A 21,173-nucleotide genomic window follows, 5' to 3' on the forward strand; every position below is an offset into this window, starting at 1 on the left:
GCTATGAAGGGCGTTGTCCTCTGGCCGAAGCCTGACAGGCATCCCCTCGCGGGGGCCACCAACACCAATGGAAGCCGCGCTTTATGACGCGCCGCTCAGGGTGTCAAGAAAGGTGCCGCGGCGCCCCGTCATGTCGCAGGATCGCGGCCTCGGCCGGGGTCAGGATGCGGCGCGCGGCGGGGCCATAGGCCTCGGGCGCACAGATCTCGGCCAGTTCCTCGCGTTCGACCGGGTTCAGATGCTCCAGATCCGCCTCGGCGGGATGGAAGCTCTCGGTCGGGGCGCCGTTGGCATAGATCACCTGGTGGCGCGCAAAGAGGAGATGAACGTAGATCACCTCGCGCCGGCCGCGTTCCGGAAGGATGGCGACATGGTCCACGAGGTCGCGCGCCCGCACGAGCACCTCCGCCTCGCCCCAGAGCGCGCGGGGCTTCGGGCCGTCCACGAGCAACTGGTGCCCCGGCGAGACGAGCAGGTCCGCGCCATGATCCGCCCCGAGCATGCCCGCGCGGATGCGGATCGGGCGCAGCGACGGCATGGCATAGAGCCGCGCGCCGGAAATCCGGCGAAGACCCATCCAGAGGATCTCCTGCGGGCCGTCGTCGCGGGTCAGGACGCGGTCGCCGGGATAGAGGGCCTCGATCGCGCGGGGGCCATCCTCGGTGTCGATCACTGTGCCTTCGGTGAAGCAGATCGGATCGCGGGCGGGGGCGGGGACGCGCAGAACCGGTGTCTGCGCCACGCGGAGTTCGGTGTTCGGCGGCGGCAGGTCGTCCGCGAAATGCAGAAGGGTGTCGCCCGACGCGGTCTCGATCAGGTGGGCGGACCAATGCTGCTCGCCATCCGAAAGGATCAGCGTTTCAGGATCATCCCAGGGGTCGAGTTGGATCGCCGGCGCCGTCGCATCACCGCGAGAACGCGAGAGCTTGGCGATGGCGGCCGGAAGGTGGGTGCGGAGTTCGGCGAGGCCGGTCGCCTGTGGCAAAAGGAGCGCGGATCGGTCGCCGTCGAGCCGCAAGGGCGGGCCGAACCAGCGAAAGGACGCGCCCTTCGGAAACGGGTTGCGGGCGGACGGAAAACCTCCGTCCACCCGCGCCTGTACGGTGGATATGACCTGTGCCCCAGCACATGTCCCCGACATGATTGCCTGCCCCAACGTCTTAATATTGTTATGTTTCCCGCCACTTCCGGGCTGGTAGGGATGTTCTACCCCACCGGTGATTCGCACGTCAAATACCGATTCGCGAATCGGGCGAAGAAAATCACAAACGATTCAAAATTAACGCAAACGATTCGGGGGTGCGTAGCGGAGTTGCGTCGTGTCGTAGCCATTGAAGTCGAGCACCGTCAGCGCGGAGCGCAAACGGTCCTCGGGAATGGCCGGATCGCGGTTCAGGATCCAGCCCGCACGCCCGTTGGGCTGACCCAGCACGGCCGTGCGGTAATCCGCGTCCGCCCAGAGAACCCAGAGCGGTGCGGCGAAGGGCACGCCCGACAGCTCGACCCGCAGACGGCCCGGTCCGATCACGGTGGCATCGCCGGTGATGGCGCGGATGGCCGTGCCGTCCGCCGTCCGGCAGGTGTTGCGCAGACGCAACCGGTCGCCCGTGGGCGCGGCGTATTCTGCTGTCGCGCGGGGACAGTCGGATTGGAAAGCGACGGGAAAGCGCGCGACCTCGTGCCATAGGCCGGCGAAGCGGGACGGATCGAAATCGGCCTTGGACGCGATGGCGACCGTGGTGTCGCGATAGGACGGCAGGAGTGGTGCCACCGCGGCGGCGCATCCCGTGAGGGTCAGGGCGAGGGCGAGGGCGCGGATCATCGGGCGAGCCTAGCGCGGCATCGGGATCTCGACCATGGGCGACCCCGCGAGGATCGCGCGGGCCTGCGCACCCATCAGGTCGGTCAACGCCCGGTCGCGGGAGCGCAGCCCGCCGGTATAGGTCCCGTAGGCCGGCATGATGAGGCGGTTGCCGTCATGGAGAAAGCAGGGCCGCGAGATGTTGCGCCCCTTCACGCAAAGCGCGGCCTTCGGGTGGTAATGGCCTGACACCTCGTGGCGTCCGTGCTCGGTGGCGATGTGGCGGAAGGTCAGGGGGCCGCAAGTCACGCCCTCGGCCGCGTGACCGCCGAGGCCGGTGGGCGCGGGGTCGTGGTTGCCCGTGATCCAGGTCCAGTCGCGCCCGGCCATCAACCCTTCGATCCACGCGATGTCGGACGGGTCGAGCGCATCCGCCGCCGCCATGTCGTCGAAGCTGTCGCCGAGCGAGATGACGACCGCCGGGTCGGTTGCCGCGATGTCGTCCTGCAGCCGCGTCAGCGTGTCGATCGTCTCGTAGGGCGGGACGAGCATGCCGGAGCGGCGGGCGATGCGTTCGGACTTGCCCAGATGCAGGTCGCTGACCACCAGAAGGCGCGCCGCCGGCCAGTGCAGGGCCCCGGACGGGCGCGCGACGAGGTGTTCGCCGGCGAAGCTGAAGGCATGGGCGTTCCGCATTTGTCCGGTGAATCACGGCGCGGCGGCGAGGGCAAGGGGACGGGGCGTCGCGTCACTCGAGCGAGAGGCCGGCTTCGGCCATCAGCTTCTCTGCCTCCTCGAGCATCAGCTTGCCTTCGCCGCGGCCCTTGATCGGCACGATGCCGCGTTCGAGGAACATCGGCGCGGCCAGGGGCGTCACGCGATCGAGCTTCACCTGGTCGATGCGGTCGCCCACCGTGTTCAGGAGGAGTTCGACCCGGCCGAAGTCGATATGGCCGCGCATCGCCTCCTCCTCGGTGATCTTGAGCATCAGGTGGTCGGGGTCGTAGCGGTGGAGCGTGTCGTAGAGAATGTCCGACGAGAAGGCGGCCTGTCGCCCGGTGCTGCGCTTGCCGGGATAGTTGCGGTCGATCAGGCCCGCGATGATCGCCGCATTGCGGAAGGTCCGCTTCATCACCGCGTTGCCGTTCAGCCAGCTTTCGAGTGCCGCGTGGACGCCGTCATGTTGCAGATAGGGGCGGATGTCGCCGACGGGCTTCAGCCCCCAGATCAGCGTCGCGTAGTCGTTCGAGACGAAGCCCAGCGGGTCGAGGCCGTTCTCCTCCATCCCCTTGGTCACGAGGAGGGCGAGGGTCTGGTGCGCGTTGATGCCCGCGAAGCCGTAGATGCAGACATGGTGGCGGCCGTCGCGCGGGAACTGCTCGACCAGCAGGCGACCGGGTTCGGGCATGGTCGAGACCTCGGCCTGAAGCTCGAGCCAGGTGCGGGTGTGATCGGGCAGCGCGTCGAAGCGCTGCTCGTGGAGCATGTCCTGGATGCGGGCGGCCAGTTGGACCGATGTGGTCCATTTGTAGCCGATATAGGTCGCGATCCGGGGCTCCTTGTTGGGGCGGGGCGAAACCTCGACGGTCAGCTCGCGCATGTTCTCGTAGCGGACGATCTGGCCGCCCATCAGGAAGGTATCGCCGGGCGACAGGGTCGACGCGAAGCCTTCCTCGATCTCGCCCAGGGGCATGCCGCCACGACCCTTGAAGCGGACCTTGAGCTTGTCCGTGTCGATGATCGTGCCGAGGTTCATGCGGATCTGACGCGCCGCGCGGGGATCGCGCAGGCCCCATACGCCGGGGCTTCGTTCCTTGAGGCGTTGGTAGCGGTCATAGGCGCGAAGCGCGTAGCCGCCGGTCGCCACGAATTCGAGGCATTCGTCGAAGGCGGCGCGGCTGAGGGTGGAATACGGACCGACGGAGCGGATCTCGGCGAAGAGCGTGTCCTCATGGAAGTCGGCCGCGCAGGCGACGCAGGCGATGTGCTGGCAGAGGACATCGCGCGGCCCGTCGAGCCGCAGGTCGCCGTCCAGCTCGCCCGCGCGGACGGCTTCGAGGGCGGCGTGGCACTCGATCACCTCGAAGCGGTTCGCGGGGACGAGTCGGGCCTTCGAGGGCGCGTTGTAGCGGTGGTTGGCGCGGCCGATGCGCTGGACAAGTGACTTGACCTTCTTCGGGGCACCGATCTGGATCACCAGGTCGACATCGCCCCAGTCGATCCCGAGGTCGAGCGACCCGGTGGCGACGATCGCCTTCAGCTCGCCCGCGACCATCGCCTGCTCGACTCGCAGGCGCGCTTCCTTGGCCAGCGCGCCGTGGTGGATGCCGATGGGCAGGTCGTCCTCGTTGGCGAGCCAGAGATTGTGAAAGAAGATCTCGGCCTGCGCACGGGTGTTGTGGAAGATCAGCGTGGTGGCGTGCTGGCGGACCTGCTCCAGCACGGCCGGAATGGCATAGCGCCCGCCCGCGCCGGCCCAGGGCGGTGCCTCCTCGGTGTCGAGGATCGCGATGTCGGGGGGCGGGCCGGGATCGGCATGAACGATGGGGCAGGGGTCGGGATGGCGCGCGAGGTAATGCGCGATCACGCCGGGATCGTCGACGGTGGCCGAGAGGCCGACGCGGCGCAGGCCCGGCGCGAGGGTCTGAAGGCGCGAGAGGGCGAGCATCAACTGATCGCCGCGCTTGTTGTCGGCCAGCGCGTGGATCTCGTCGACGATGACGCGTTGTAGGCCCGCGAAGGTGCGGGCGGCATCGGGGTAGGAGATCATCAGCGCGAGGGATTCGGGCGTCGTCAGGAGGACATGGGGCGGGTCGGCGCGCTGGCGCTGCCGCTTGGTATAGGAGGTGTCGCCGGTGCGGTCCTCGACGCGGATGGGCAGGCCCGCCTCCTCGATCGGGGTCGCGAGGTTGCGGCGGATGTCATTGGCCAGCGCCTTCAGGGGCGAGACGTAGAGCGTGTGGAGACCGTCATGGCCCTCCGCGCATTCCACGAGGGTCGGCAGGAAGCCTGCAAGCGTCTTGCCGCCGCCGGTGGGCGCGATGAGCAGGAGGCTGGGCGCATCCTTTCGCTCGAGCATGTCGCGCTGATGCGGATGCAGGCGCCAGTGGCGGCGTTCGAAGAAGGCGGAGAGGGCGGGGGGCAGGTCCATGGGTCGGAGATAACCTTGGCGACCCAAAGAGAAAGGGCGCCCCGCGGGACGCCCTTTCGATCGATGACGGAGCGGGGATTAGATGCCGCGCTCGGTCGCCTCGTTCTGGTAGGCCGTGGCGCGGCCCGCGTCGTAGGTGGCCTGCGCGCCGAGGGTGTCGGCCGTGGTCTGGACGCCCGAGACGTCGCTGTAGGTCTGGCCGCCATAGGAGAAGGTGTTGGCGGTTGTCGTCGTGACGTCCTGATCGAGGATCGGGTCATACGTCGTCGTCGTCGTCTGCCAGCCGGTGCCGGATTCGAAGGCGGCGTAGGCGGCGCCGAAATCGTCGAGGGCGGCCTGGCTCATCGCGGCGGCACTGGCGGTGGATGCGACGGCCGTGCCGATCTGCTCGTTGGTCAGGTTCGTCATGCCCGCGATCTCGGCCGACGGGTCGAGGCCCAGAGCGGCGGCGGCGGCTTCGAAGCTCGCGGCGCCGTCCGTGAAGGCGACCTGGATGATGTCGTCGGACTTCAGCTGGCCGTCGATGTCGCCGGAGATGTCCTGCACGCCGGTGGACACGACGCCCATGACGGCGAGGCCGAGACCGACGAGGGCGGCGGTAAGAACGACCCAGTCGACGGTCACGGCGCCGGAATCGTCAGAGAGGAAGGTCTGGGGCTTGAAGGTCATGTTCATTGTCCTGTGTTCGCGGTGTTTTCGGAGTGGGGGACCTGCGTCCTTGGCGGTTAACCTGACGGGGGATTCGGGCACCTATGTGGCCCGATACCGTTCGGATTGGTGCGATTTCGGGAAATGTAGGTGGCTTTGGAGCCTAAAACGCAGACGGCCCCGCCCTTTGTGGGCAGGGCCGTCATCGGCACGGTGCGGTGCGGGGATCAGCGGCGGCGCAGCTCGGCGCGGTAGAGCGACGCAATCAGGAGTTCGGCCTCGGTTTCGGCACGGATCGTGGCGCGCGCGGCCTCGGTCATCCCTGCGGCGTCGAGCTTGCGCCCGTTCTCGGCCAGGGTCATGGCCTGCAGCCGGAGCGCTTCGCGAAGGTCGCCTTCGGACATCGCGGCCGCACCGGCGGAGATCACGGCGGACAGATCCTCGGGAAGGCATCCGGTGGCGTTGCAGGCCGTCGCGATGGCATCCTCGGCCTGGGACATGAACTCGACCGAGTGGATCGTTTCGGCGTCGAGCGTGTGCATGTCGTTGCCGCGCATGTCCATCATAACGGTCGATCCCGCGGCGATCACACCGGCCACCAACGCGCCGGGGACGGCGATACCCGTCAGGTTCACGATACGGGTGAAGCGGGTCTTGGCTGTGGTGGTCATCTGAAGGTCTCTCCCGGTGCTGTCGTCTTGTTCGTTGGAATCGTGATTAACGAGGCAGTCGGGCAGGATTCGGGCGGGGTGCAGCGTCGATTGTGGCAATCGGTGGGTTTTGTGGAGTCGTGCAGGACAGGCAGGCGGCGCGCGTCAGTGGACGATATCGCCCTCCTCGACGAAGAGATTGGCCCATGCGCGGTCCACGAGCTCAGGGGTCATGCGGTATTCCATGCCCTCGAAGTTGCAGGTCGCGATCATCTGGTCGATCAGGAACGGCGCGTGGTAATTCGCGTAGATGTTATCGATCTCGGGGTATTTCGACTTCAGGAGGTGGACGAGCGCCTGCTCGTCGAGGGCGAACTTCTTCTTCTTGGCGACCATGGCGAGGATCTTGAGGAACTCGCCCTGGGTCGGGCCGTCGATCAGAACCTTGAAGAAGATCCGGCGCAACGCCGCGACGTCGAAGATCTTGTTGGGATGGAAGTTGGTCGAGAAGACCACGAGCGTGTCGAACGGCACCTCGAATTTCTCGCCCGATTGCAGCGCGAGGATGTCGTAGCCCATCTCCATCGGAACGATCCAGCGGTTGACGAGCTTCTGCGGCGGCTCCTCCTGGCGGCCGAGGTCGTCGACGATGAACACCCCGCCGGACGATTTGAGCTGCAGCGACGCCTGGTAGGTGCGCGCGACCGAGTTGTAGTTCAGATCGAGCATGTTCAGCATGAGCTCGCCGCCGGTCATCACCGTCGGCCGGTTGCAGAGCACGTAGCGCGGATCGACCCGCACGTTCGACTTCCTGAGCGCGTTCTCGTCATTCACCTGCTCGACCGCGGTGTGGACGATTGGGTCGAAGACCGTGATGACCTGGCCCGCGTACTCGATGGCGGACGGCACCCAGATGTTGTCGCCCAGGGCTGCGCGTATGCCCTCGGCGATGGACGATTTCCCGTTGCCGGGGGGACCGTACATCAGAACCGACTTGCCCGATCCGACGGCCGGTCCGAGCTGGTCGATCAGCCCGTCGGGCAGGATCAGATGGCCCATCGCGGCGATCAGCCGCTCGCGGTTGATGTGGATGTTCTTGATCGACTGCGCCTTGACCTGCGTCTTGTAGGCCTCGAGCGGGACGGGCAGCGCGCCGTAGTATTCCGACTGCGTCAGGGCATCGAGCGCACGGGCCTTGCCCGCCTCGGTCAGCGTGAACCCCATCTCGGAGGAGGCGCCGGCATGCATCGTGCCGGTGGCCTGCATCAGCCCGGCCTCGCGCGCGTTGTCGACGAGTTGCTGCGTCAGCGCCGGCGGCAGCGCGATGGCGGCCGCGATCTCGCGCGTTGTGTCGACGGATTTGCGAAAGCACGTCTTCAGCATGATGTCGCGCAGCATGACCGGCGTCAGGCCGGTATCGGCCAGCGTCTTGGGCTGGGCCGGGGCGGGAACGCCCGTGATGCTCGGATCGGGCTGCATGTTCATGGCATCGTCCTCTCGTGCGTCGCGGCCCGGAAGTGTCGCACCCGGCCCGTTGAGACTGTCTTAACCGGGGCCAGCGGCGGCAAGGCCGAGATAGGTCAGGTGCGTCGCGGCCAGCGTGATCCCCATCGGGAAGTCCTTCTTCTCGGACCAGCTCCGCCAGTCCGGCGCGAGGTTGCGGATCGCGGGAATCGACCGGATGATGCGGTGCCCGACCCAAGTGACGACCAGCAGGATCGCGAACAGGATCAGCACCTCGGGAAGGTCGGGCAGGGCCACGAAGGGCGCCATGGCGGCCGCAAACTTCGCGTCGCCCGCCCCGACGGCGCGGATCATCGTCAGGACGAACCCCGCCGCGAGCACCACCGCGAGATGGACGAAGCGCCACAGGTATTCGACGAGCGGCGTGATAACGAAGAGACCGGCCACCACGAAAACCACGAAGAGCGCCAGCACCGCGGTGTTGCGGATCTTCATCTGCGACAGGTCGGTATAAGCGACGTAGACGCAGATCGGGAGCGAGAGGAGCCCGAGGACGAGCCCCTCGAGCGGCGTGGCGGCAAGCATCGTCAGTCCGTCCATGCCGTCAGGCGTCCAGCGCCTGCAGCGCGCGGACCGCAGGCTCGAAGTGACGCGGATGCGTGTCGATCGCGTCCTGCAGCAGGTTGCGGCCGATATCTACATCGCCCTGCTTGATCGCGGCGAGCCCGGCGGTGTGCAGAAGCTGTGCGCGCTGTTCCTGGTTCATGCGGATGCCGGGCAGGGCGTAGCTGCGCCGCGCCGCGCGCGCGAGAACGAGGTTGTTCTTCGCGGTGAAAAGATCGTCGTCATAGGTGATCGCTTCGGTGAAGAGCCGTTCGGCCGCCTCGCTGTCGCCGCGCGTCAGTTTCGAGAAGCCCCAGTTGTTGAGCACGCCCGCGGGCGTCGTCGTCAGGCCGACGGCGGTCTCGTAGAAGCTGTCGGATTTCGACCATTGCTGCTGGCTGTCGGCGACCATGGCCTCGAGGCGGTAGCGCTTGAAGGTCTCGTGGGTCGGCGGGATCGTGTCGAGCACGGCCTTCGCCTCGGTCCAGTCCGACGTCCGGATCAGCGCGTCGGCCAGATCGACCCGGTCGTCATGGGTCGCGCCCTCCATCTCGAGGACGTCGCGCCAGACGAGGATAGCCTCGGTCGGGCGACCGGCGCGGATCAGGCTCTGGGCGAGGCCGCGATGCGCTTCGACGTCGTCGGGTCCGGCCGCCGTCTCGCGCTTGAAGAAGGCCACCGCCTCGGTCGGCTGGGCGACGGTCAGCATGACGTCGCGCATGCCGCCCTGCTCGTTGCGCACGCTGTCGATCGCGCGGGTGACGTCGCCATCGGTGGAATTGCAGGCCGACAGGGCCAGGCTGCCCCCGAGAGCGAGGGTCAGGAAGATCGGGTGGCGCATTTTTGCGTCCTTTTCTGCTCGATACCTTCGGTTTTTGTTATCCGCCGCGCGGTGGGCTGAGACCCCAGGTCCCGTTCGTCCGCCGCGTCAGCGTGAAGGTGTCATCTTGGCCGTCATCGTAGACGGGGATCACCATACGGGAAGAGGAAACGCGCAGATTCTCCCGGATTTCCGGCGAGGGTTGCAACGCGAACGCAGTCTTGAAGACGCGATGGGCCTCGCCGGTCTCACCCTGTTCGAGAAGGACGACGCCCAGATTGTTGAGCGCTCGGGCATTGCGCGGCTCGGCGGCGACGAGGGTGCGCAGTTGTGCTTCGGCCTGTCCGAGGCGGCCCAGTTCAATATTGGCGGTCGCCATCGCGAGCTGCACCTCGGGGGTGAGGCCGTCGCCTTCGATCCCGGCGCGGATGTAGCTTTCGAGGGCGAGCTCGGGCTCGCCGGCGGCAAGAAGGCGGTCGCCGACAATGAGCGGATCGACCCCCGGACCCTTGGCGGTGCCCGGCGGCAGGAGCCCGTCCTCGGGCACCGCGCCGCGTCCGCTGACACCCTGCACGCAGCCAGAGGCCAGTGCGGCCACGAGAAGGAGGGGGAGCGCCGCGCGGCGCATCAGAACCCGACCCCGCCGCCGCCGAGGGTATCGGCGATGCCGTGGAGCGACGGCCCGATCAGGATGATAAGGAGAGGGGGAACACAGAACATCATCGTGCCCACGGTCAGCTTGGTCGGCAGCACGTTGGCCTTTTCCTCGGCGCGCATGACCCGCTTGTCGCGCATCTCGTTGGCGTAGACGCGCAAGGCGTCGGCGATCGAGGTGCCGAAGGTGGCGGACTGGATCAGAACGGTCACGAAGCTGGTGATATCGTTGATGTCGCAGCGCTCGGCCATGGCGCGCAGCACGTCGGGCTTGTCCTTGCCGGCCTTCATCTCCTGCGCGACCATCAGGAATTCGCCGGCCAGCGCGGGGTAGGACGGCTCGATCTCGGTGGCCATGCGGATGATGGACTGATCGAGCGACTGGCCCGCCTCAACGCAGACCAGAAGGAGGTCGAGCGCGTCGGGGAAGCCCTGCTGGATCTCTTCCTGACGCTTGGCGACGCGCTTCTGCACCCAGTATTTCGGGGCGTAGTAGCCGACCGCGCCGGGGATGAGCGTGTAGCTGATCTGTTTCACGAGGGTCAGGTCGCCCGCCAGAAGGAAGCTGTAGAGCACGCCGAGCACCAGCAGGCCGAGGCCCAGCAGAAGCTGTGCGGCGGTCAGCGTCCGCACGGCGTCGCGATGGGTATAGCCCGCCTGGATCAGGAGCTTGCGCGCCTTCGTCATCTCCTCGGCGTCCTGCGGATCGAGGAGCTGCGCGTATTTCGCGAGATGCTCGTTCCGGGTGCCGTGACGGTTCAGCATCTCGGGCGCGCCTTCGAGCGCCTGTTCCTTGCGTTCGCGCGCGATGCGGTCGAGCGGATCGGTCTTCTTGGTCAGCAGCATCGGCAGCGCGAGCAGCACGAGGAGAACCCCGGCGGCGCCCGCAACGTACATCATGCCGTCCGGTCCAAGCATGCCCTCGATGACGGATGTGATCATGTCCATGGCGGGCCCCTCAGACCTTGATGTTGACCATCATCCGCATGAACACGACGTTCACGAGGAGGAAGACGCAGACGACCGCGGCGGCCGGGATGAAATAGGCGGTGTCCTTCACGTCCGTGTAGTAGTCGGGCTTCATGACGTTGATGCCCACGAGCGCGAGGATCGGGAAGGCCGAAAGGAACACGCCCGACCAGCGCGCCTCGGCGGTGATCGCCTTGACCTTGCGAAAGAGCTTGAACCGCGCCCGGACGACGTTCGACAGGCCCTCGAGGATCTCGGCCAGGTTGCCGCCGGATTTCTGCTGGATGGCGACGGCCACCGCGAGGAAGCGCAGATCCTGCAGCTCGACCCGCTCGGCCAGCGCGCGCAGCGCTTCGGGGATGTCGCGGCCATAGGCGGCCTCGTCGGCGATGAACCCCATCTCGGAGCCCAGCGGGTCGGCGATTTCCTTGGCGACGATTCCGATGGCGGAGTTCAGCGGGTGGCCGACGCGCAAGCTGCGGACGATCAGTTCGACCGCGTCGGGAAGCTGTTCCTCCATCAGGGCGAGGCGCTTCTTGGCCTTGCCGTTGACCCAGACATAGACCGCGCCGATGCCGAACACGATCGACATCAGGATCCGGATCGGAAGCGAGGCGCCGGTGAATAGCGTCATCATCAGGAAGGACAGCACGACCAGCAGGGCCATGATCCCCATCAGCATGCCGGGCGTGAAGGCGAGGTTGGCCTTCTGCGCCTTCTCGGCAATCAGCGAATAGAGCGGGATCTGCTTGGCGCCGTCGTGCTGCGACATCTCCTTGCGGAGCTGGGCCATGACCTCGTCGCGGGTGGCGCCCTTCTCCATCAGAGCCAGGCGCCGGTTGACGCGATTGTTGAGCTTGATGCTCTCGCCGAAGATCAGAAGATAGATGCCGCCGATGACCAGCAGCATGGACCCGAAGATCGCGATATAGATAAGTGGTTCGATCGACAGTTGCATGTCAGCGGCCCTCGGCAGGTTCGTAGATGTTGGAGGGCAGGTCGTAGCCCCAGGCCTTGAATCGGTCGGCGTAGTGGCTGCGGATCCCGGTCGCGGTGAAGCGGCCGATGATGGTGCCGTCAGGCTCCAGCCCGAGGCGCTCGTAGCGGAAGATTTCCTGCAGCGTGATGACTTCGCCTTCCATGCCGGTCACCTCGGTGATCGACACCATGCGGCGCGAGCCGTCCTGCAGGCGCGAGGCCTGCACGATCAGGTTCACGGCCGAGGCGATCTGGGCGCGGACGGCCTTGAGCGGCATCTCGATCCCGGCCATCGCGATCATGTTCTCGAGCCGGCTGATGGCGTCGCGGGCGTTGTTGGCGTGGATCGTCGTCATCGAGCCGTCATGGCCGGTGTTCATGGCCTGAAGCATGTCGATGACTTCCTCGCCGCGCGTCTCGCCGACGATGATGCGGTCGGGGCGCATCCGGAGCGCGTTGCGCAGGCAATCGCGCTGGGTGACGGCGCCCTTGCCCTCGACGTTCGGGGGGCGGCTTTCCATCCGGCCGACATGGTCCTGCTGGAGCTGGAGTTCCGCGGTATCCTCGATCGTCAGCACGCGCTCGGCCTGTCCGATGAAGGACGACAGCGCATTCAGCGTGGTCGTCTTGCCCGAGCCGGTTCCGCCCGAGACGATGACATTCAGGCGGCAGGCGCAGGCGGCCTGGAGGTACATCGCCATCTCTTCGGTGAAGGCGCCGAACTCGACCAGCTTGTCGATGCCCAGCTTCTCCTTCTTGAACTTCCGGATGGAGACGAGCGAGCCATCGACCGCCACCGGCGGCACCATCGCGTTGAAGCGCGAGCCGTCCTTGAGGCGGGCGTCGACGTAGGGGTTCGATTCATCGACGCGGCGGCCCACGGCGGACACGATCTTGTCGATGATACGCAGAAGATGCCGCTCGTCCTTGAAGCGTATTTCGGACTTCGAAAGCTTGCCCGCGCGCTCGACATAGATGTTGTGGGGACCGTTCACGAGGATGTCGTTGACGTCCGGGTCCTTCAAGAGCGGCTCGAGCGGGCCGAGGCCCGTGACTTCGTCGAAGAGTTCGCCGTTGAGGATGTCGCGATCTTCGCGCCCTAGGACGACGCCCATCTCGGCGAGCTCCTCGGTGGTGATCGCGACGATCTCGGCGCGCAGCGCGTTCGGATCGGCCTTGTCGAGCGCGGCGAGGTTCAGGTTGTCGAGCAACCGGTGATGCATCTCGGTCTTGAGGCCCTCGATCCGCTCGCGCCGCTTGAGATCCTTGTTCTCGGGCGCGGGGGCGGCGTCCTTCGGCGGGGCGGTCTTGGCGGATGCGGCAGCGGGGGCGGCATCGGCGGCCGCGGAATCGGGGGACGCATCGGGCTTGGCCGCGGCGGCGCCGATGGGCTTGGCGCCCTCGATCTGCGGCTTCTTGTAGCGTGAAAACATGGTCTGCCCTTACGTTCTGTATTCAGCCGAAGGAGAGGCCGAAGATGGCCCGCTTCTTGGACCGCGCCTTTGCCGACACGACGTCGTCGCCGGCTTCGATGCGCTCGCGCGCTTCGTGCAGGCCCTGGGCGAGCTTCTGGATTTCCTTGGTGAGCGCGTTGCGCGGCGCAAGTTCGCTCAGCGGCGCGGCCTGGTCATTGACCTCGGTGACCTGCTTGCCGCCATCGGGCAGCACGGCGTGGAACTTGACGCCGAGGCTTTCGGCCATCTTCTCGATCCGGCTGCGGCCGCCCATGTCCATCTTGCCGGGTGCCCGGTTCAATAGGTGGCTGAGCCGCTCGGTCGAGACGCCTTCGGCTTGCAGAAGATTCTGGAACCGCAGGGCGTTCTGGGCCGATCGCACCTCCATTTCGGAGACGACGAAGAACAGCTCGGCCTGCGAAATCACCGTGTCGGTCCAACCGGTTACGGTGCAGGGCATGTCAACGATGACGATGTCGAAACAGTCCCGCGCGAGGGTCAGAAGGCCGGTCACGTCCTCGGGGCCGATCAGGTCGAGCGGGAGCACGTCGGCGGGGGCCGTGAAGACCGACAACACGTCCTTGTAGGTGCCCAGCGCCTGGCGGAACGCCTGTTCGTCCATGCTGGAGACGTCGCTCAGCACCTCGTAGATCATCGGCTTCCGGGGCAGGTCGAGATAGGTCGCGACCGATCCGAACTGCAGGTTCAGGTCCACGACGCAGACGCGCGGCGCGCCGGTCTTGGAGATATTGGCCAGCTCCCATCCGAGATTGACGGCGATGGTCGTGGCCCCGTTGCCGCCCGCGGCCGACTGGATCGCGAAGACCGCGCCTTCGGTCGCCCCCGTGCGGCCGCCGGTTGTGGCCGGCAGCGCCGGGGCGGTCGTGCCGTCCACGGTCTGGGGAAGGTCGGCGCCCGCGCGGCGCATCATGTCGTCGCCACCGGCGCGGCCGGGCGTGCGGATGCGGGCGACGGCTTCGGAGAGCGCGTTCTCGGGAAGAGGGTAGGGGGCGAAATCGTCGGCGCCCGCGCGCAACAGCTCGTGCAGGGCCATCGGACCCAGCCCTTCGGCGACGAGGATGACGCGGAGCGTGGCGCGCTTGGCCAGCGAGATCAGCTCGATCACCTGCGACAGGCGCGGCTCGTCCTCCTGGTCCATGGCGAGCACGAGGAATTCCAGCTTCTGCGCCTCATCCTGACGCAGGAAGGCCGCGGCCTCGGCGAAGTCGAGATCGCCCCAGGCCTCGCCCAGTTCGGCTTCCATATCCTCGATCAGCAGGTCGAATTCCTGCACATCGCGCGATACCGTAACCGCGCGGAGCGGTTCGGGTTCGGGTAGGATCGCGAGACTGCTCGACATATTCGATCACCGCTTTCGACATCCCCGGACAGTCCGGGGTGAAACATCACTGTCGACCCCTGCGGGCCGAAGCGGGGAGAGATTGCGCCCCGCACCTCGGTCTTGCTCCGCAATTCGGGCAACAATTGGACGCAAGAAGTGAAATTATAGGAAACACCGGGGACAAAGCGTGTCGCATTTGCCGGACCCCCGAAAACGCGAGACGCCCCGTGCGGGGCACGGGGCGTCTGGCCTCAAGAATGTGGTCCGTTCAGCCGGTAGGGCCGGCGCTTGCGACATAGCGGCGATACACGATCTGCGCGTATTTCCCGTCCAGAACCAAGGGGTTGCCATCGACGAAGCCCGCAACCTCGGTGACCGTGCGGCGGTTCGCGCGCTCGCGCGTCTGGGTCGGCACGAGGGGCCGCGTCTCGCCGAAGGAGACGAGCGCCTCGAGCCGCGAGAGCGACACGCCGCGCTGCGCGAGGTAGTTGACGGCGGCCTGCGCACGACGTCGGCCGAGACGCTCGTTATAGGCGTTCGATCCGACCTTGTCCGTGTGGCCATAGACGCTGAAGCGGACCTCGGGGAACTGGCGCATGAAATGCGCCTGCTGGTCGAGAACCGAGCGGGCCGTCGCGTCGAGCGCCGCCGAGTTGAAGGCGAAGTTGATCGTCGTCGGCACCGAGCTTGCGAAGCGCTGGCCCAGATGGCTGACCGCGGGGGCCTCGCCGTTCATGACCAGCATGTTCTGCATCGTCGGGTTGCCGAAGGCGCCTTCGTCGACCTCGCCGCCCGCGAGGCGATTGCCGCCGGTGCAGGCCCCGAGGGTGGCGAGGCCGAGGCCAGACAGGAGCGTGCGTCGGGTGAATTGGAGCGTTTTCATCATCTCACTCCATCACGTAGCCGTAATTTCCGGAAAAGTCCTGCGCCGCGGCCTCGCCGCCGCGCGTCGAGGCGCGGGTGCCGTTGGGCGCCCCACCGGACACGCGGCCGTAGAGGAACAGCTCGTTCTCGGTCGGTGGGCGGATCCGGTCGGTCGGCAGCGCCAGCGCGTCGCCGGAGACCGGCGAGACGAGATTTGCCGTGACGATGATCACGAGTTCGGTCTGCGCGCGACGATAGTTCGAGGAGCGGAACAGCGCCCCGAGGATCGGAACATCGCCCAGCCACGGCACCTGGCTGGTGCCGTCCCGGAACTCATCCTGCAGGATCCCGGCGATCGCGAAGGACTGGCCGTCGCGCAACTCGACCGTGGTCGAGGACTGGCGCTGGCTGAAGGCCGGCACGACCGCGCCGCCGATCGTCGCGTTGTTGGCGGTGTCGATGGCCGAGACCGAGGCGTCCATCACGAGGTTGATGATGTCGTCATCGACGACGGTCGGCGTGAACTGCAACTCGACGCCGAAGGGGCGGTACTGGACCGAGACCTGGCCTTCCGCGCCTTGGACGGGGAGGGGGAACTCGCCGCCCGCGAGGAACCGCGCCGGCTGGCCCGAGAGCGCCGTCAGGTTCGGCTCGGCCAGCGTGCGGACGAGACCGTTATTCTCCAGCGCCTGAAGCGTCAGGGCCACGTTGTAGTTGCCGCCGCCGAACGCGAAGGTCGCGGTGCCGACGGCCGTGCCGGTCAGGCCGGGCGTGGAGTTCGTCGTCAGGTTCGGGTTCGGCGCGGGGCCGTCATTGGCGTTGAACGTGAGGTTCGCGCCGAGCTCCTTGCTGATGGAGCGCGACATCTCGGCGAACCGGACCTTGAGCTGCACCTGCTGCACGCCGCCGACGACCATCAGGTTCAGCACGGCGTCGGGCGCGTAGCGGTTGGCGATCTCGAGGGCCTGGTCGAGCTTCTGCGACGAGGACACCGTGCCCGACAGGACGATCCCGTCATTGGCGGTGCGCACCTCGATATGCTCCGACGGCAGCAGCTGGCGCAGCCGCTCCTTGAATTCGGCGATGTCGGGGATGACCTGCACCTCGACATTGGTGATGAGGCGTCCGTCCGGCCCCAGAAGCGTCAGGGTGGTCCGGCCGGGCGCCTTGCCCAGCACGTAGACGGTGCGCTCCGACAGGGTCGCGATATCCGCGATCAGCGGGTTCGCGACCGACAGTTCCGCGAAGGGAACGTCGGATTCCAGCACGAGGGCGCGGTTCAGCGGCACCTGCAATGCCGTCTGCGCGCGACCCTGCGCGATCCGGAGGGTTTCGGCATAGGCATCGGCCACGGGGGTACCGGAAATCAGCACCCCGAGCATCGACGCCCGAAGGATGGTACGAAACTTCATTGTGACCTGCCTCTCTGATCACGCTGCTCTGTTGCGGATCTGACGTCCGCATCGCGTTCACCATGGCGAAAGCCCTTCAAAAAGCAATCCAGCATGTGATTCGCAGAAGGTCGGGCATGCGCGAGGGCCACACTTCGCCACCTTTCGGACATATTGACGAAACGGAAACGGGGGCCGCGATCCCGATCGGATCGCGGCCCCCGTGCCCCGTCATGCGGGTCGATCATTCGTCCGGGCAGGGGACGCGGATCATCACCACTTCGGCGCCCTTGCGGGTGCGGACGGTACAGATCTTGCCGGCCTCCTGGGTCTGCTGCGCCCCGAGGATGGCCTCGAGCGTCGCTTCGACGGGTGCGCTCTCGGTCTCGTCGCGGACACCGACCAGCGCGAGCGAGAGACGGCCCGTGGCCTGCGCCTGCGCCAGCTTGGCGACGACATCGGGCGCCACCTCGACGGTGATGTTGCGCGCGATCGTGGGGGCGTTGCGCTCCTCGTCGGTCTGCTGGTCGATCGCGATCAGCGGCAGGTTCGCGTGGATCAGCCGGGTGACGCCACCGCCCGCGCCTGAACCCGTCCAGTAGACATCGACACGGTCGCCGGGGCGCAGGAAGCCCGAGACACCGGAATTGACGTCCGTCTGGAGCGTGAAGGCGCGCATGCCGGGGGTCAGGCTGGCGGCGACGCCGCCCTCTTCGCCAGGCTTGGTCACCTTGACCGAGAGCAGCGGCTCGTCGCGCTCCATCACGCGCAGGACGGTGCGGAACTCCTCCTCGCCTTCGGGGAAGACCTCCTCGATCTTGGTGAAGGCGCCGATCGGCACGGCGTCGGCGGGCCAGGCTACCGGCCGCACATCGTTGCGGCGCAGCTGGTCGCCGTAGCGAAGCTGACGGCGCACCACCAGGACCTCGGTCGTGGTGATGATCTGCTGCTGGGTCGAGGCCAGCGCGTTCTGGTACTGGGCGAAGCGGCCCTGGGCGGTGTGAATGGCAAATCCTGCGAGGCCGAGACCGGCGAGCAGGACGAGACCGAAAATGAGACGCATGGGACGGGGTCCTCGTTGGAAAATCGAGCTGCTTTGCAGCGGTTCGTTTCCGGTTTGGCGTCGGATTGCGGCGAATCCGTGGAGGGGACGGGGAGTCTCGCGGACGGTTCGGTGGCCGGTTCCGAACAATTGAAAAGGCGCCCCGGACCGATCTGGTCCGGAGCGCCCTGTCTCGCCTGGGGAAAGGCGATTGAGACGATTACTTCGTCAGGTCGAGGCCGGTACCGGCGGCGCCGAAGCCCGCGCCGATCATGTCGGTCTTGAGCTGGGTCTCGATGTCGCCCGAGATGTCCTGGACGCCCTGCGAGACGACGCCCATGACGGCGAGGCCGAGGCCGACGAGGGCGGCGGTCAGGACGACCCAGTCGACGGTCACGGCGCCGGATTCGTCATTCTTGAAGGTGTTGATCGCGTTCAGCATTGGAGTGTTCCTTGAGGTTCGGTGGCTGGTCTTCACGGTTCGGATCGTCGGGCGGCATGCCCTTTCGATGCCACCGGTATCGCGGCGAATCCGGGCGGGAATGGGACGGGCGCGGGGTTTGTTTCGGATGATCGCATGGCAAGGCATGTATTTCGCGCAACAGATCAGCCCGATCCGGGGCATTGGCACGAAAAAGGCGCCCCGGACCGATCTGTGGTCCGGAGCGCCCTGTCTCGCCTGGGGAAAGGCGATTGAGACGATTACTTCGTCAGGTCGAGGCCGGTACCGGCGGCGCCGAAGCCCGCACCGATCATGTCGGTCTCGAGCTGGCCCTTGATGTCGCCCGAGATGTCCTGGACGCCCTGCGAGACGACGCCCATGACGGCGAGGCCGAGGCCGACGAGGGCGGCGGTCAGGACGACCCAGTCGACGGTCACGGCGCCGGATTCATCATTCTTGAAGGTGTTGATCGCGTTCAGCATTGGAGTGTTCCTTGAGCTTCGGTGGCAAGTCTTACGGTTCAGATCGTCGGGCGGCTTGCCCTTTCGATGCCACCGGTATCGCGGCGAATCCGGGCATGAATGGGACGGGCGCGGGGAAAAGACATGAAAGTTCTGCGTGGTTAATGCGCCGATTCCGCCCGTGACGGCCGTCTGTTGAACGAGTGAGGGCCGCGCCTGCCAGCACGGCCCTCTGTCCCTCGGTCCGTACCGATGGAGATGTGACACGACCCTCTTGATCCCCTTCCGCCTGCCAACGAAAGGGCGGGGACTGCTCGATTGTCACGTCTTGCCCGAGTGTCTCGGTGCCTTTTGTTGATCGGGCTGCGGAAGCGGTCTGCCGTCGCCGCCACAACCCGATGAAGCCGGTATGGGAGGGAAATGGGGCGGAAACGTGTCTTATTCGGATCGAATTGGGGACAATAGCGGCTTTACGGGGAATTGACCGTGCTCCGGCAACGATAGCGTGGCCGCAAAGCGTCTGGCCGGGGGTGCGATCCGACGAAAGACGGCCCCGGCACGACGAATGTCACACAGGGGCCACGCCCGCCTGCCCGACCCATGACAGATGGGGCGCCCGCGTGGCAAGATACCTCAAAACAAGAACCGAGCAGTTCATCATGATGAGATCCGTACCCCTCGCCCTTGCGGCGGCGCTGGCCTGTGCCGTGCCCGAAGCTCCGGCCTTGGCCGACTTCACGTTCAAGCGCGTGCGCCCGCCCGCGGCCGGCACGACGAAGTTCATCAACATCCAGATCGAGCCGCCTGCGCCGGAAGCCGCGCCGCGCCCGTCCCAGCCCGAGTTGCCCGAGGACATGGTCGCCCGCACCGCGCCGTCCGAGCCCGCGTCGCGCAATCGCGAGCAGGCGTGGTTCTGGTCCGCCGTCTCACCCGAGATTGGCGACGTGCCGGGCCGGTTCCGGACGGCGGCCCGGGTCGCCGCGCGTCCTCCGCAGGGCAGCGGCGTCGCGGCCCCGGCGCTGGCCCATCTGCGCGACATCGCCAAGCATCACGGCTCGGACATCCTGCGACATTCGGTCGGGACGCGGGTCTCGCCCGCGCTGGTCCTGGCGCTGATTTCGGTCGAGTCGGCAGGACGGACGGACGCGATGTCCCACAAGGGCGCGAGCGGTCTGATGCAGCTCATCCCGGCGACGGCGGAGCGGTTCGGCGTCTCCGACACCCGCGATCCCGAACAGAACATCCGCGGCGGCGTCGCCTATCTCGACTGGCTGATGAGGGAGTTCGGCGGCGATCCCGTTCTGGCGCTCGCGGGATACAATGCAGGCGAGGGCGCGGTGCGCCGCCACGAGGGCGTGCCGCCCTATGGCGAGACGCGCGCCTATGTGCCGAAGGTCATGGCGGCGTGGAACGTGGCGCGGACGATGTGCACGACCCCGCCCGAGCTGCCCGGCGACGGCTGCGTCTTCGATGCGACGCTGATGGGCGGCTAGAAACGCCGCCTGAAGGACCTCACTCGATCACGTCGGCCCATTCGGGATGCTTGCGCGCCTGCGCCTTCACGAAAGGGCAGAGCGCGATCACGCCCTTCCCTTCGGCCCGCATGTCCGCGACCATCCGTTCGGCCAAGGCGAGCCCCGCACCCGAGCCGCGCAGGCCGTCGGGCACGCCGGTGTGGTCGACGATGATCTTGCTGTCACCCAGCCGCGAATAGGTCATCTCGGCCTCGTGGCCATCTGACGTCAGGAGCCAGCGGCCGCCGCTCTCGCCATCCTCGCGGGTAATCTCGAATGCGGCCAAGGCGTCAGGCGACCAGCGTGGCTTCGGTCAGATCGCGCAGCTCGTCCTCGGTGACGCCGTCGGCCAGCTCCACCAGTTTCAATCCGCCCTCCACGACGTCGAGCACGCCGAGATTGGTGATGATCCGGTCCACGACCGCCTTGCCGGTCAGCGGAAGGGTGCAATCCTTAAGAAGCTTCGACTCGCCGTGTTTGTTGGCGTGATCCATCACGACGACCACGCGCCCGACGCCCGCCACGAGGTCCATGGCCCCGCCCATGCCCTTCACGAGCTTGCCGGGGATCATCCAGTTGGCGAGGTCGCCGTTCTCGGCCACTTCCATCGCGCCGAGGATCGCCATCGCGATCTTGCCGCCCCGGATCATGCCGAAGCTCTGCGCGCTGTCGAAATAGGCCGAGTGCGGCAGCTCGGTGATCGTCTGCTTGCCCGCGTTGATGAGGTCGGGATCTTCCTCGCCCTCGTAGGGGAAGGGGCCCATTCCGAGCATCCCGTTCTCGGATTGCAGCGTCACCTCGATCCCCTCGGGGATGTAGTTGGACACCAGCGTCGGAATCCCGATCCCGAGATTGACGTACCAGCCGTCCTGAAGTTCCTGCGCGGCGCGCGCGGCCATCTGGTTGCGGTCCCAGGGCATGGCTC

Annotated in this window: 22 protein-coding genes; 1 reads left to right on the forward strand and 21 read right to left on the reverse strand. The window is 66.8% G+C overall.

The window, feature by feature from the left end; translation table 11 throughout:
• Positions 1-103 precede the first annotated feature (103 nt).
• The 19 genes from Q0833_RS03035 to Q0833_RS03125 all read right to left on the reverse strand — a co-directional run bounded on the left by Q0833_RS03035 (position 104) and on the right by Q0833_RS03125 (position 18,755).
• The gene (locus Q0833_RS03035; protein WP_298430141.1) at positions 104-1,090 is read right to left on the reverse strand and encodes a Hint domain-containing protein; all 987 of its coding nucleotides are present in this window, start codon (positions 1,088-1,090) and stop codon (positions 104-106) included.
• 189 nt (positions 1,091-1,279) lie between these two features.
• Positions 1,280-1,822 (reverse strand): lipocalin family protein, encoded by a 543-nt coding sequence (locus Q0833_RS03040; RefSeq protein ID WP_298430143.1) that lies wholly within the window; start codon positions 1,820-1,822, stop codon positions 1,280-1,282.
• A 9-nt stretch (positions 1,823-1,831) separates the two neighbouring features.
• A complete protein-coding gene (pdeM, locus tag Q0833_RS03045) occupies positions 1,832-2,497 on the reverse strand; it encodes a ligase-associated DNA damage response endonuclease PdeM (RefSeq protein WP_298430145.1) in 666 nt (221 codons plus the stop codon).
• 52 nt (positions 2,498-2,549) lie between these two features.
• A complete protein-coding gene (locus Q0833_RS03050) occupies positions 2,550-4,952 on the reverse strand; it encodes a ligase-associated DNA damage response DEXH box helicase (RefSeq protein WP_298430147.1) in 2,403 nt (800 codons plus the stop codon).
• 78 nt (positions 4,953-5,030) lie between these two features.
• Positions 5,031-5,621 carry a hypothetical protein gene (locus Q0833_RS03055; RefSeq protein WP_298435117.1) on the reverse strand — a complete coding sequence of 197 codons (591 nt, stop codon included), beginning with the start codon at positions 5,619-5,621 and terminating at the stop codon, positions 5,031-5,033.
• 206 nt (positions 5,622-5,827) lie between these two features.
• Positions 5,828-6,271, reverse strand: coding sequence for a hypothetical protein (locus tag Q0833_RS03060; RefSeq protein WP_298430149.1), 444 nt, complete (start codon positions 6,269-6,271; stop codon positions 5,828-5,830).
• Between the two features lie 144 nt (positions 6,272-6,415).
• Entirely contained in the window at positions 6,416-7,735 is a 1,320-nt protein-coding gene (locus Q0833_RS03065) for an ATPase (protein WP_298430152.1), read from the reverse strand.
• A gap of 60 nt (positions 7,736-7,795) precedes the next feature.
• Positions 7,796-8,314 carry a prepilin peptidase gene (locus tag Q0833_RS03070; protein ID WP_298430154.1) on the reverse strand — a complete coding sequence of 173 codons (519 nt, stop codon included), beginning with the start codon at positions 8,312-8,314 and terminating at the stop codon, positions 7,796-7,798.
• Between the two features lie 4 nt (positions 8,315-8,318).
• Positions 8,319-9,158 carry a tetratricopeptide repeat protein gene (locus Q0833_RS03075; RefSeq protein WP_298430156.1) on the reverse strand — a complete coding sequence of 280 codons (840 nt, stop codon included), beginning with the start codon at positions 9,156-9,158 and terminating at the stop codon, positions 8,319-8,321.
• 37 nt (positions 9,159-9,195) lie between these two features.
• Complete coding sequence (locus tag Q0833_RS03080; RefSeq protein ID WP_298430157.1) at positions 9,196-9,765, reverse strand: tetratricopeptide repeat protein; 570 nt, start codon at positions 9,763-9,765, stop codon at positions 9,196-9,198.
• Positions 9,765-10,733 (reverse strand): type II secretion system F family protein, encoded by a 969-nt coding sequence (locus Q0833_RS03085; protein WP_367274934.1) that lies wholly within the window; start codon positions 10,731-10,733, stop codon positions 9,765-9,767. The genes Q0833_RS03080 and Q0833_RS03085 overlap by 1 nt, the downstream gene beginning before the upstream one ends.
• Before the next feature lie 16 nt (positions 10,734-10,749).
• On the reverse strand, positions 10,750-11,718 hold the full coding sequence (locus tag Q0833_RS03090) for a type II secretion system F family protein (RefSeq protein WP_298430161.1): 969 nt from the start codon (positions 11,716-11,718) through the stop codon (positions 10,750-10,752).
• A gap of 1 nt (position 11,719) precedes the next feature.
• Complete coding sequence (locus Q0833_RS03095) at positions 11,720-13,171, reverse strand: CpaF family protein (RefSeq protein ID WP_298430163.1); 1,452 nt, start codon at positions 13,169-13,171, stop codon at positions 11,720-11,722.
• Between the two features lie 22 nt (positions 13,172-13,193).
• On the reverse strand, positions 13,194-14,552 hold the full coding sequence (locus Q0833_RS03100; protein ID WP_298430165.1) for an AAA family ATPase: 1,359 nt from the start codon (positions 14,550-14,552) through the stop codon (positions 13,194-13,196).
• Between the two features lie 250 nt (positions 14,553-14,802).
• A complete protein-coding gene (locus Q0833_RS03105; protein ID WP_298430167.1) occupies positions 14,803-15,420 on the reverse strand; it encodes an OmpA family protein in 618 nt (205 codons plus the stop codon).
• 1 nt (position 15,421) lies between these two features.
• Positions 15,422-16,810, reverse strand: coding sequence for a type II and III secretion system protein family protein (locus Q0833_RS03110; protein ID WP_298430169.1), 1,389 nt, complete (start codon positions 16,808-16,810; stop codon positions 15,422-15,424).
• A 223-nt stretch (positions 16,811-17,033) separates the two neighbouring features.
• Positions 17,034-17,852, reverse strand: coding sequence for a Flp pilus assembly protein CpaB (gene cpaB, locus Q0833_RS03115; protein ID WP_298430171.1), 819 nt, complete (start codon positions 17,850-17,852; stop codon positions 17,034-17,036).
• A gap of 199 nt (positions 17,853-18,051) precedes the next feature.
• Complete coding sequence (locus Q0833_RS03120; protein WP_298430173.1) at positions 18,052-18,273, reverse strand: pilus assembly protein; 222 nt, start codon at positions 18,271-18,273, stop codon at positions 18,052-18,054.
• 260 nt (positions 18,274-18,533) lie between these two features.
• Positions 18,534-18,755, reverse strand: coding sequence for a pilus assembly protein (locus tag Q0833_RS03125; RefSeq protein ID WP_298430175.1), 222 nt, complete (start codon positions 18,753-18,755; stop codon positions 18,534-18,536).
• A gap of 638 nt (positions 18,756-19,393) precedes the next feature.
• On the opposite strand from Q0833_RS03125, the gene Q0833_RS03130 reads away from it, so the two are divergent.
• A complete protein-coding gene (locus tag Q0833_RS03130) occupies positions 19,394-20,227 on the forward strand; it encodes a lytic transglycosylase domain-containing protein (protein ID WP_298430177.1) in 834 nt (277 codons plus the stop codon).
• 19 nt (positions 20,228-20,246) lie between these two features.
• Here the strand turns inward: Q0833_RS03130 and Q0833_RS03135 are convergent, their stop codons facing one another.
• Together Q0833_RS03135 and Q0833_RS03140 are read right to left on the reverse strand one after the other, a co-directional pair.
• Positions 20,247-20,534 carry a GNAT family N-acetyltransferase gene (locus Q0833_RS03135; protein ID WP_298430179.1) on the reverse strand — a complete coding sequence of 96 codons (288 nt, stop codon included), beginning with the start codon at positions 20,532-20,534 and terminating at the stop codon, positions 20,247-20,249.
• 4 nt (positions 20,535-20,538) lie between these two features.
• Positions 20,539-21,168: a CoA transferase subunit B gene (locus Q0833_RS03140; protein WP_298430181.1), complete on the reverse strand. Its 630-nt coding sequence runs from the start codon at positions 21,166-21,168 to the stop codon at positions 20,539-20,541.
• Between the last annotated feature and the right edge of the window lie 5 nt (positions 21,169-21,173).

The sequence above is a fragment of the uncultured Jannaschia sp. genome (genome assembly GCF_947503795.1).
Taxonomy (GTDB): Bacteria; Pseudomonadota; Alphaproteobacteria; order Rhodobacterales; family Rhodobacteraceae; genus Jannaschia.

Excerpts from the sequence above, each read along its gene's own strand:
- Q0833_RS03090 (WP_298430161.1), bottom strand. The coding sequence starts at position 11,718 with ATGCAACTGTCGATCGAACCACTTATCTATATCGCGATCTTCGGGTCC.
- Q0833_RS03100 (WP_298430165.1), bottom strand. The coding sequence starts at position 14,552 with ATGTCGAGCAGTCTCGCGATCCTACCCGAACCCGAACCGCTCCGCGCG.
- Q0833_RS03055 (WP_298435117.1), bottom strand. The coding sequence starts at position 5,621 with ATGACCTTCAAGCCCCAGACCTTCCTCTCTGACGATTCCGGCGCCGTG.
- Q0833_RS03065 (WP_298430152.1), bottom strand. The coding sequence starts at position 7,735 with ATGAACATGCAGCCCGATCCGAGCATCACGGGCGTTCCCGCCCCGGCC.
- Q0833_RS03140 (WP_298430181.1), bottom strand. The coding sequence starts at position 21,168 with ATGCCCTGGGACCGCAACCAGATGGCCGCGCGCGCCGCGCAGGAACTT.
- pdeM (WP_298430145.1), bottom strand. The coding sequence starts at position 2,497 with ATGCGGAACGCCCATGCCTTCAGCTTCGCCGGCGAACACCTCGTCGCG.
- Q0833_RS03070 (WP_298430154.1), bottom strand. The coding sequence starts at position 8,314 with ATGGACGGACTGACGATGCTTGCCGCCACGCCGCTCGAGGGGCTCGTC.
- Q0833_RS03125 (WP_298430175.1), bottom strand. The coding sequence starts at position 18,755 with ATGCTGAACGCGATCAACACCTTCAAGAATGATGAATCCGGCGCCGTG.
- Q0833_RS03050 (WP_298430147.1), bottom strand. The coding sequence starts at position 4,952 with ATGGACCTGCCCCCCGCCCTCTCCGCCTTCTTCGAACGCCGCCACTGG.
- cpaB (WP_298430171.1), bottom strand. The coding sequence starts at position 17,852 with ATGCGTCTCATTTTCGGTCTCGTCCTGCTCGCCGGTCTCGGCCTCGCA.
- Q0833_RS03095 (WP_298430163.1), bottom strand. The coding sequence starts at position 13,171 with ATGTTTTCACGCTACAAGAAGCCGCAGATCGAGGGCGCCAAGCCCATC.
- Q0833_RS03085 (WP_367274934.1), bottom strand. The coding sequence starts at position 10,733 with ATGATCACATCCGTCATCGAGGGCATGCTTGGACCGGACGGCATGATG.
- Q0833_RS03060 (WP_298430149.1), bottom strand. The coding sequence starts at position 6,271 with ATGACCACCACAGCCAAGACCCGCTTCACCCGTATCGTGAACCTGACG.
- Q0833_RS03130 (WP_298430177.1), top strand. The coding sequence starts at position 19,394 with ATGATGAGATCCGTACCCCTCGCCCTTGCGGCGGCGCTGGCCTGTGCC.
- Q0833_RS03080 (WP_298430157.1), bottom strand. The coding sequence starts at position 9,765 with ATGCGCCGCGCGGCGCTCCCCCTCCTTCTCGTGGCCGCACTGGCCTCT.
- Q0833_RS03105 (WP_298430167.1), bottom strand. The coding sequence starts at position 15,420 with ATGATGAAAACGCTCCAATTCACCCGACGCACGCTCCTGTCTGGCCTC.
- Q0833_RS03075 (WP_298430156.1), bottom strand. The coding sequence starts at position 9,158 with ATGCGCCACCCGATCTTCCTGACCCTCGCTCTCGGGGGCAGCCTGGCC.
- Q0833_RS03040 (WP_298430143.1), bottom strand. The coding sequence starts at position 1,822 with ATGATCCGCGCCCTCGCCCTCGCCCTGACCCTCACGGGATGCGCCGCC.
- Q0833_RS03110 (WP_298430169.1), bottom strand. The coding sequence starts at position 16,810 with ATGAAGTTTCGTACCATCCTTCGGGCGTCGATGCTCGGGGTGCTGATT.
- Q0833_RS03120 (WP_298430173.1), bottom strand. The coding sequence starts at position 18,273 with ATGCTGAACGCGATCAACACCTTCAAGAATGACGAATCCGGCGCCGTG.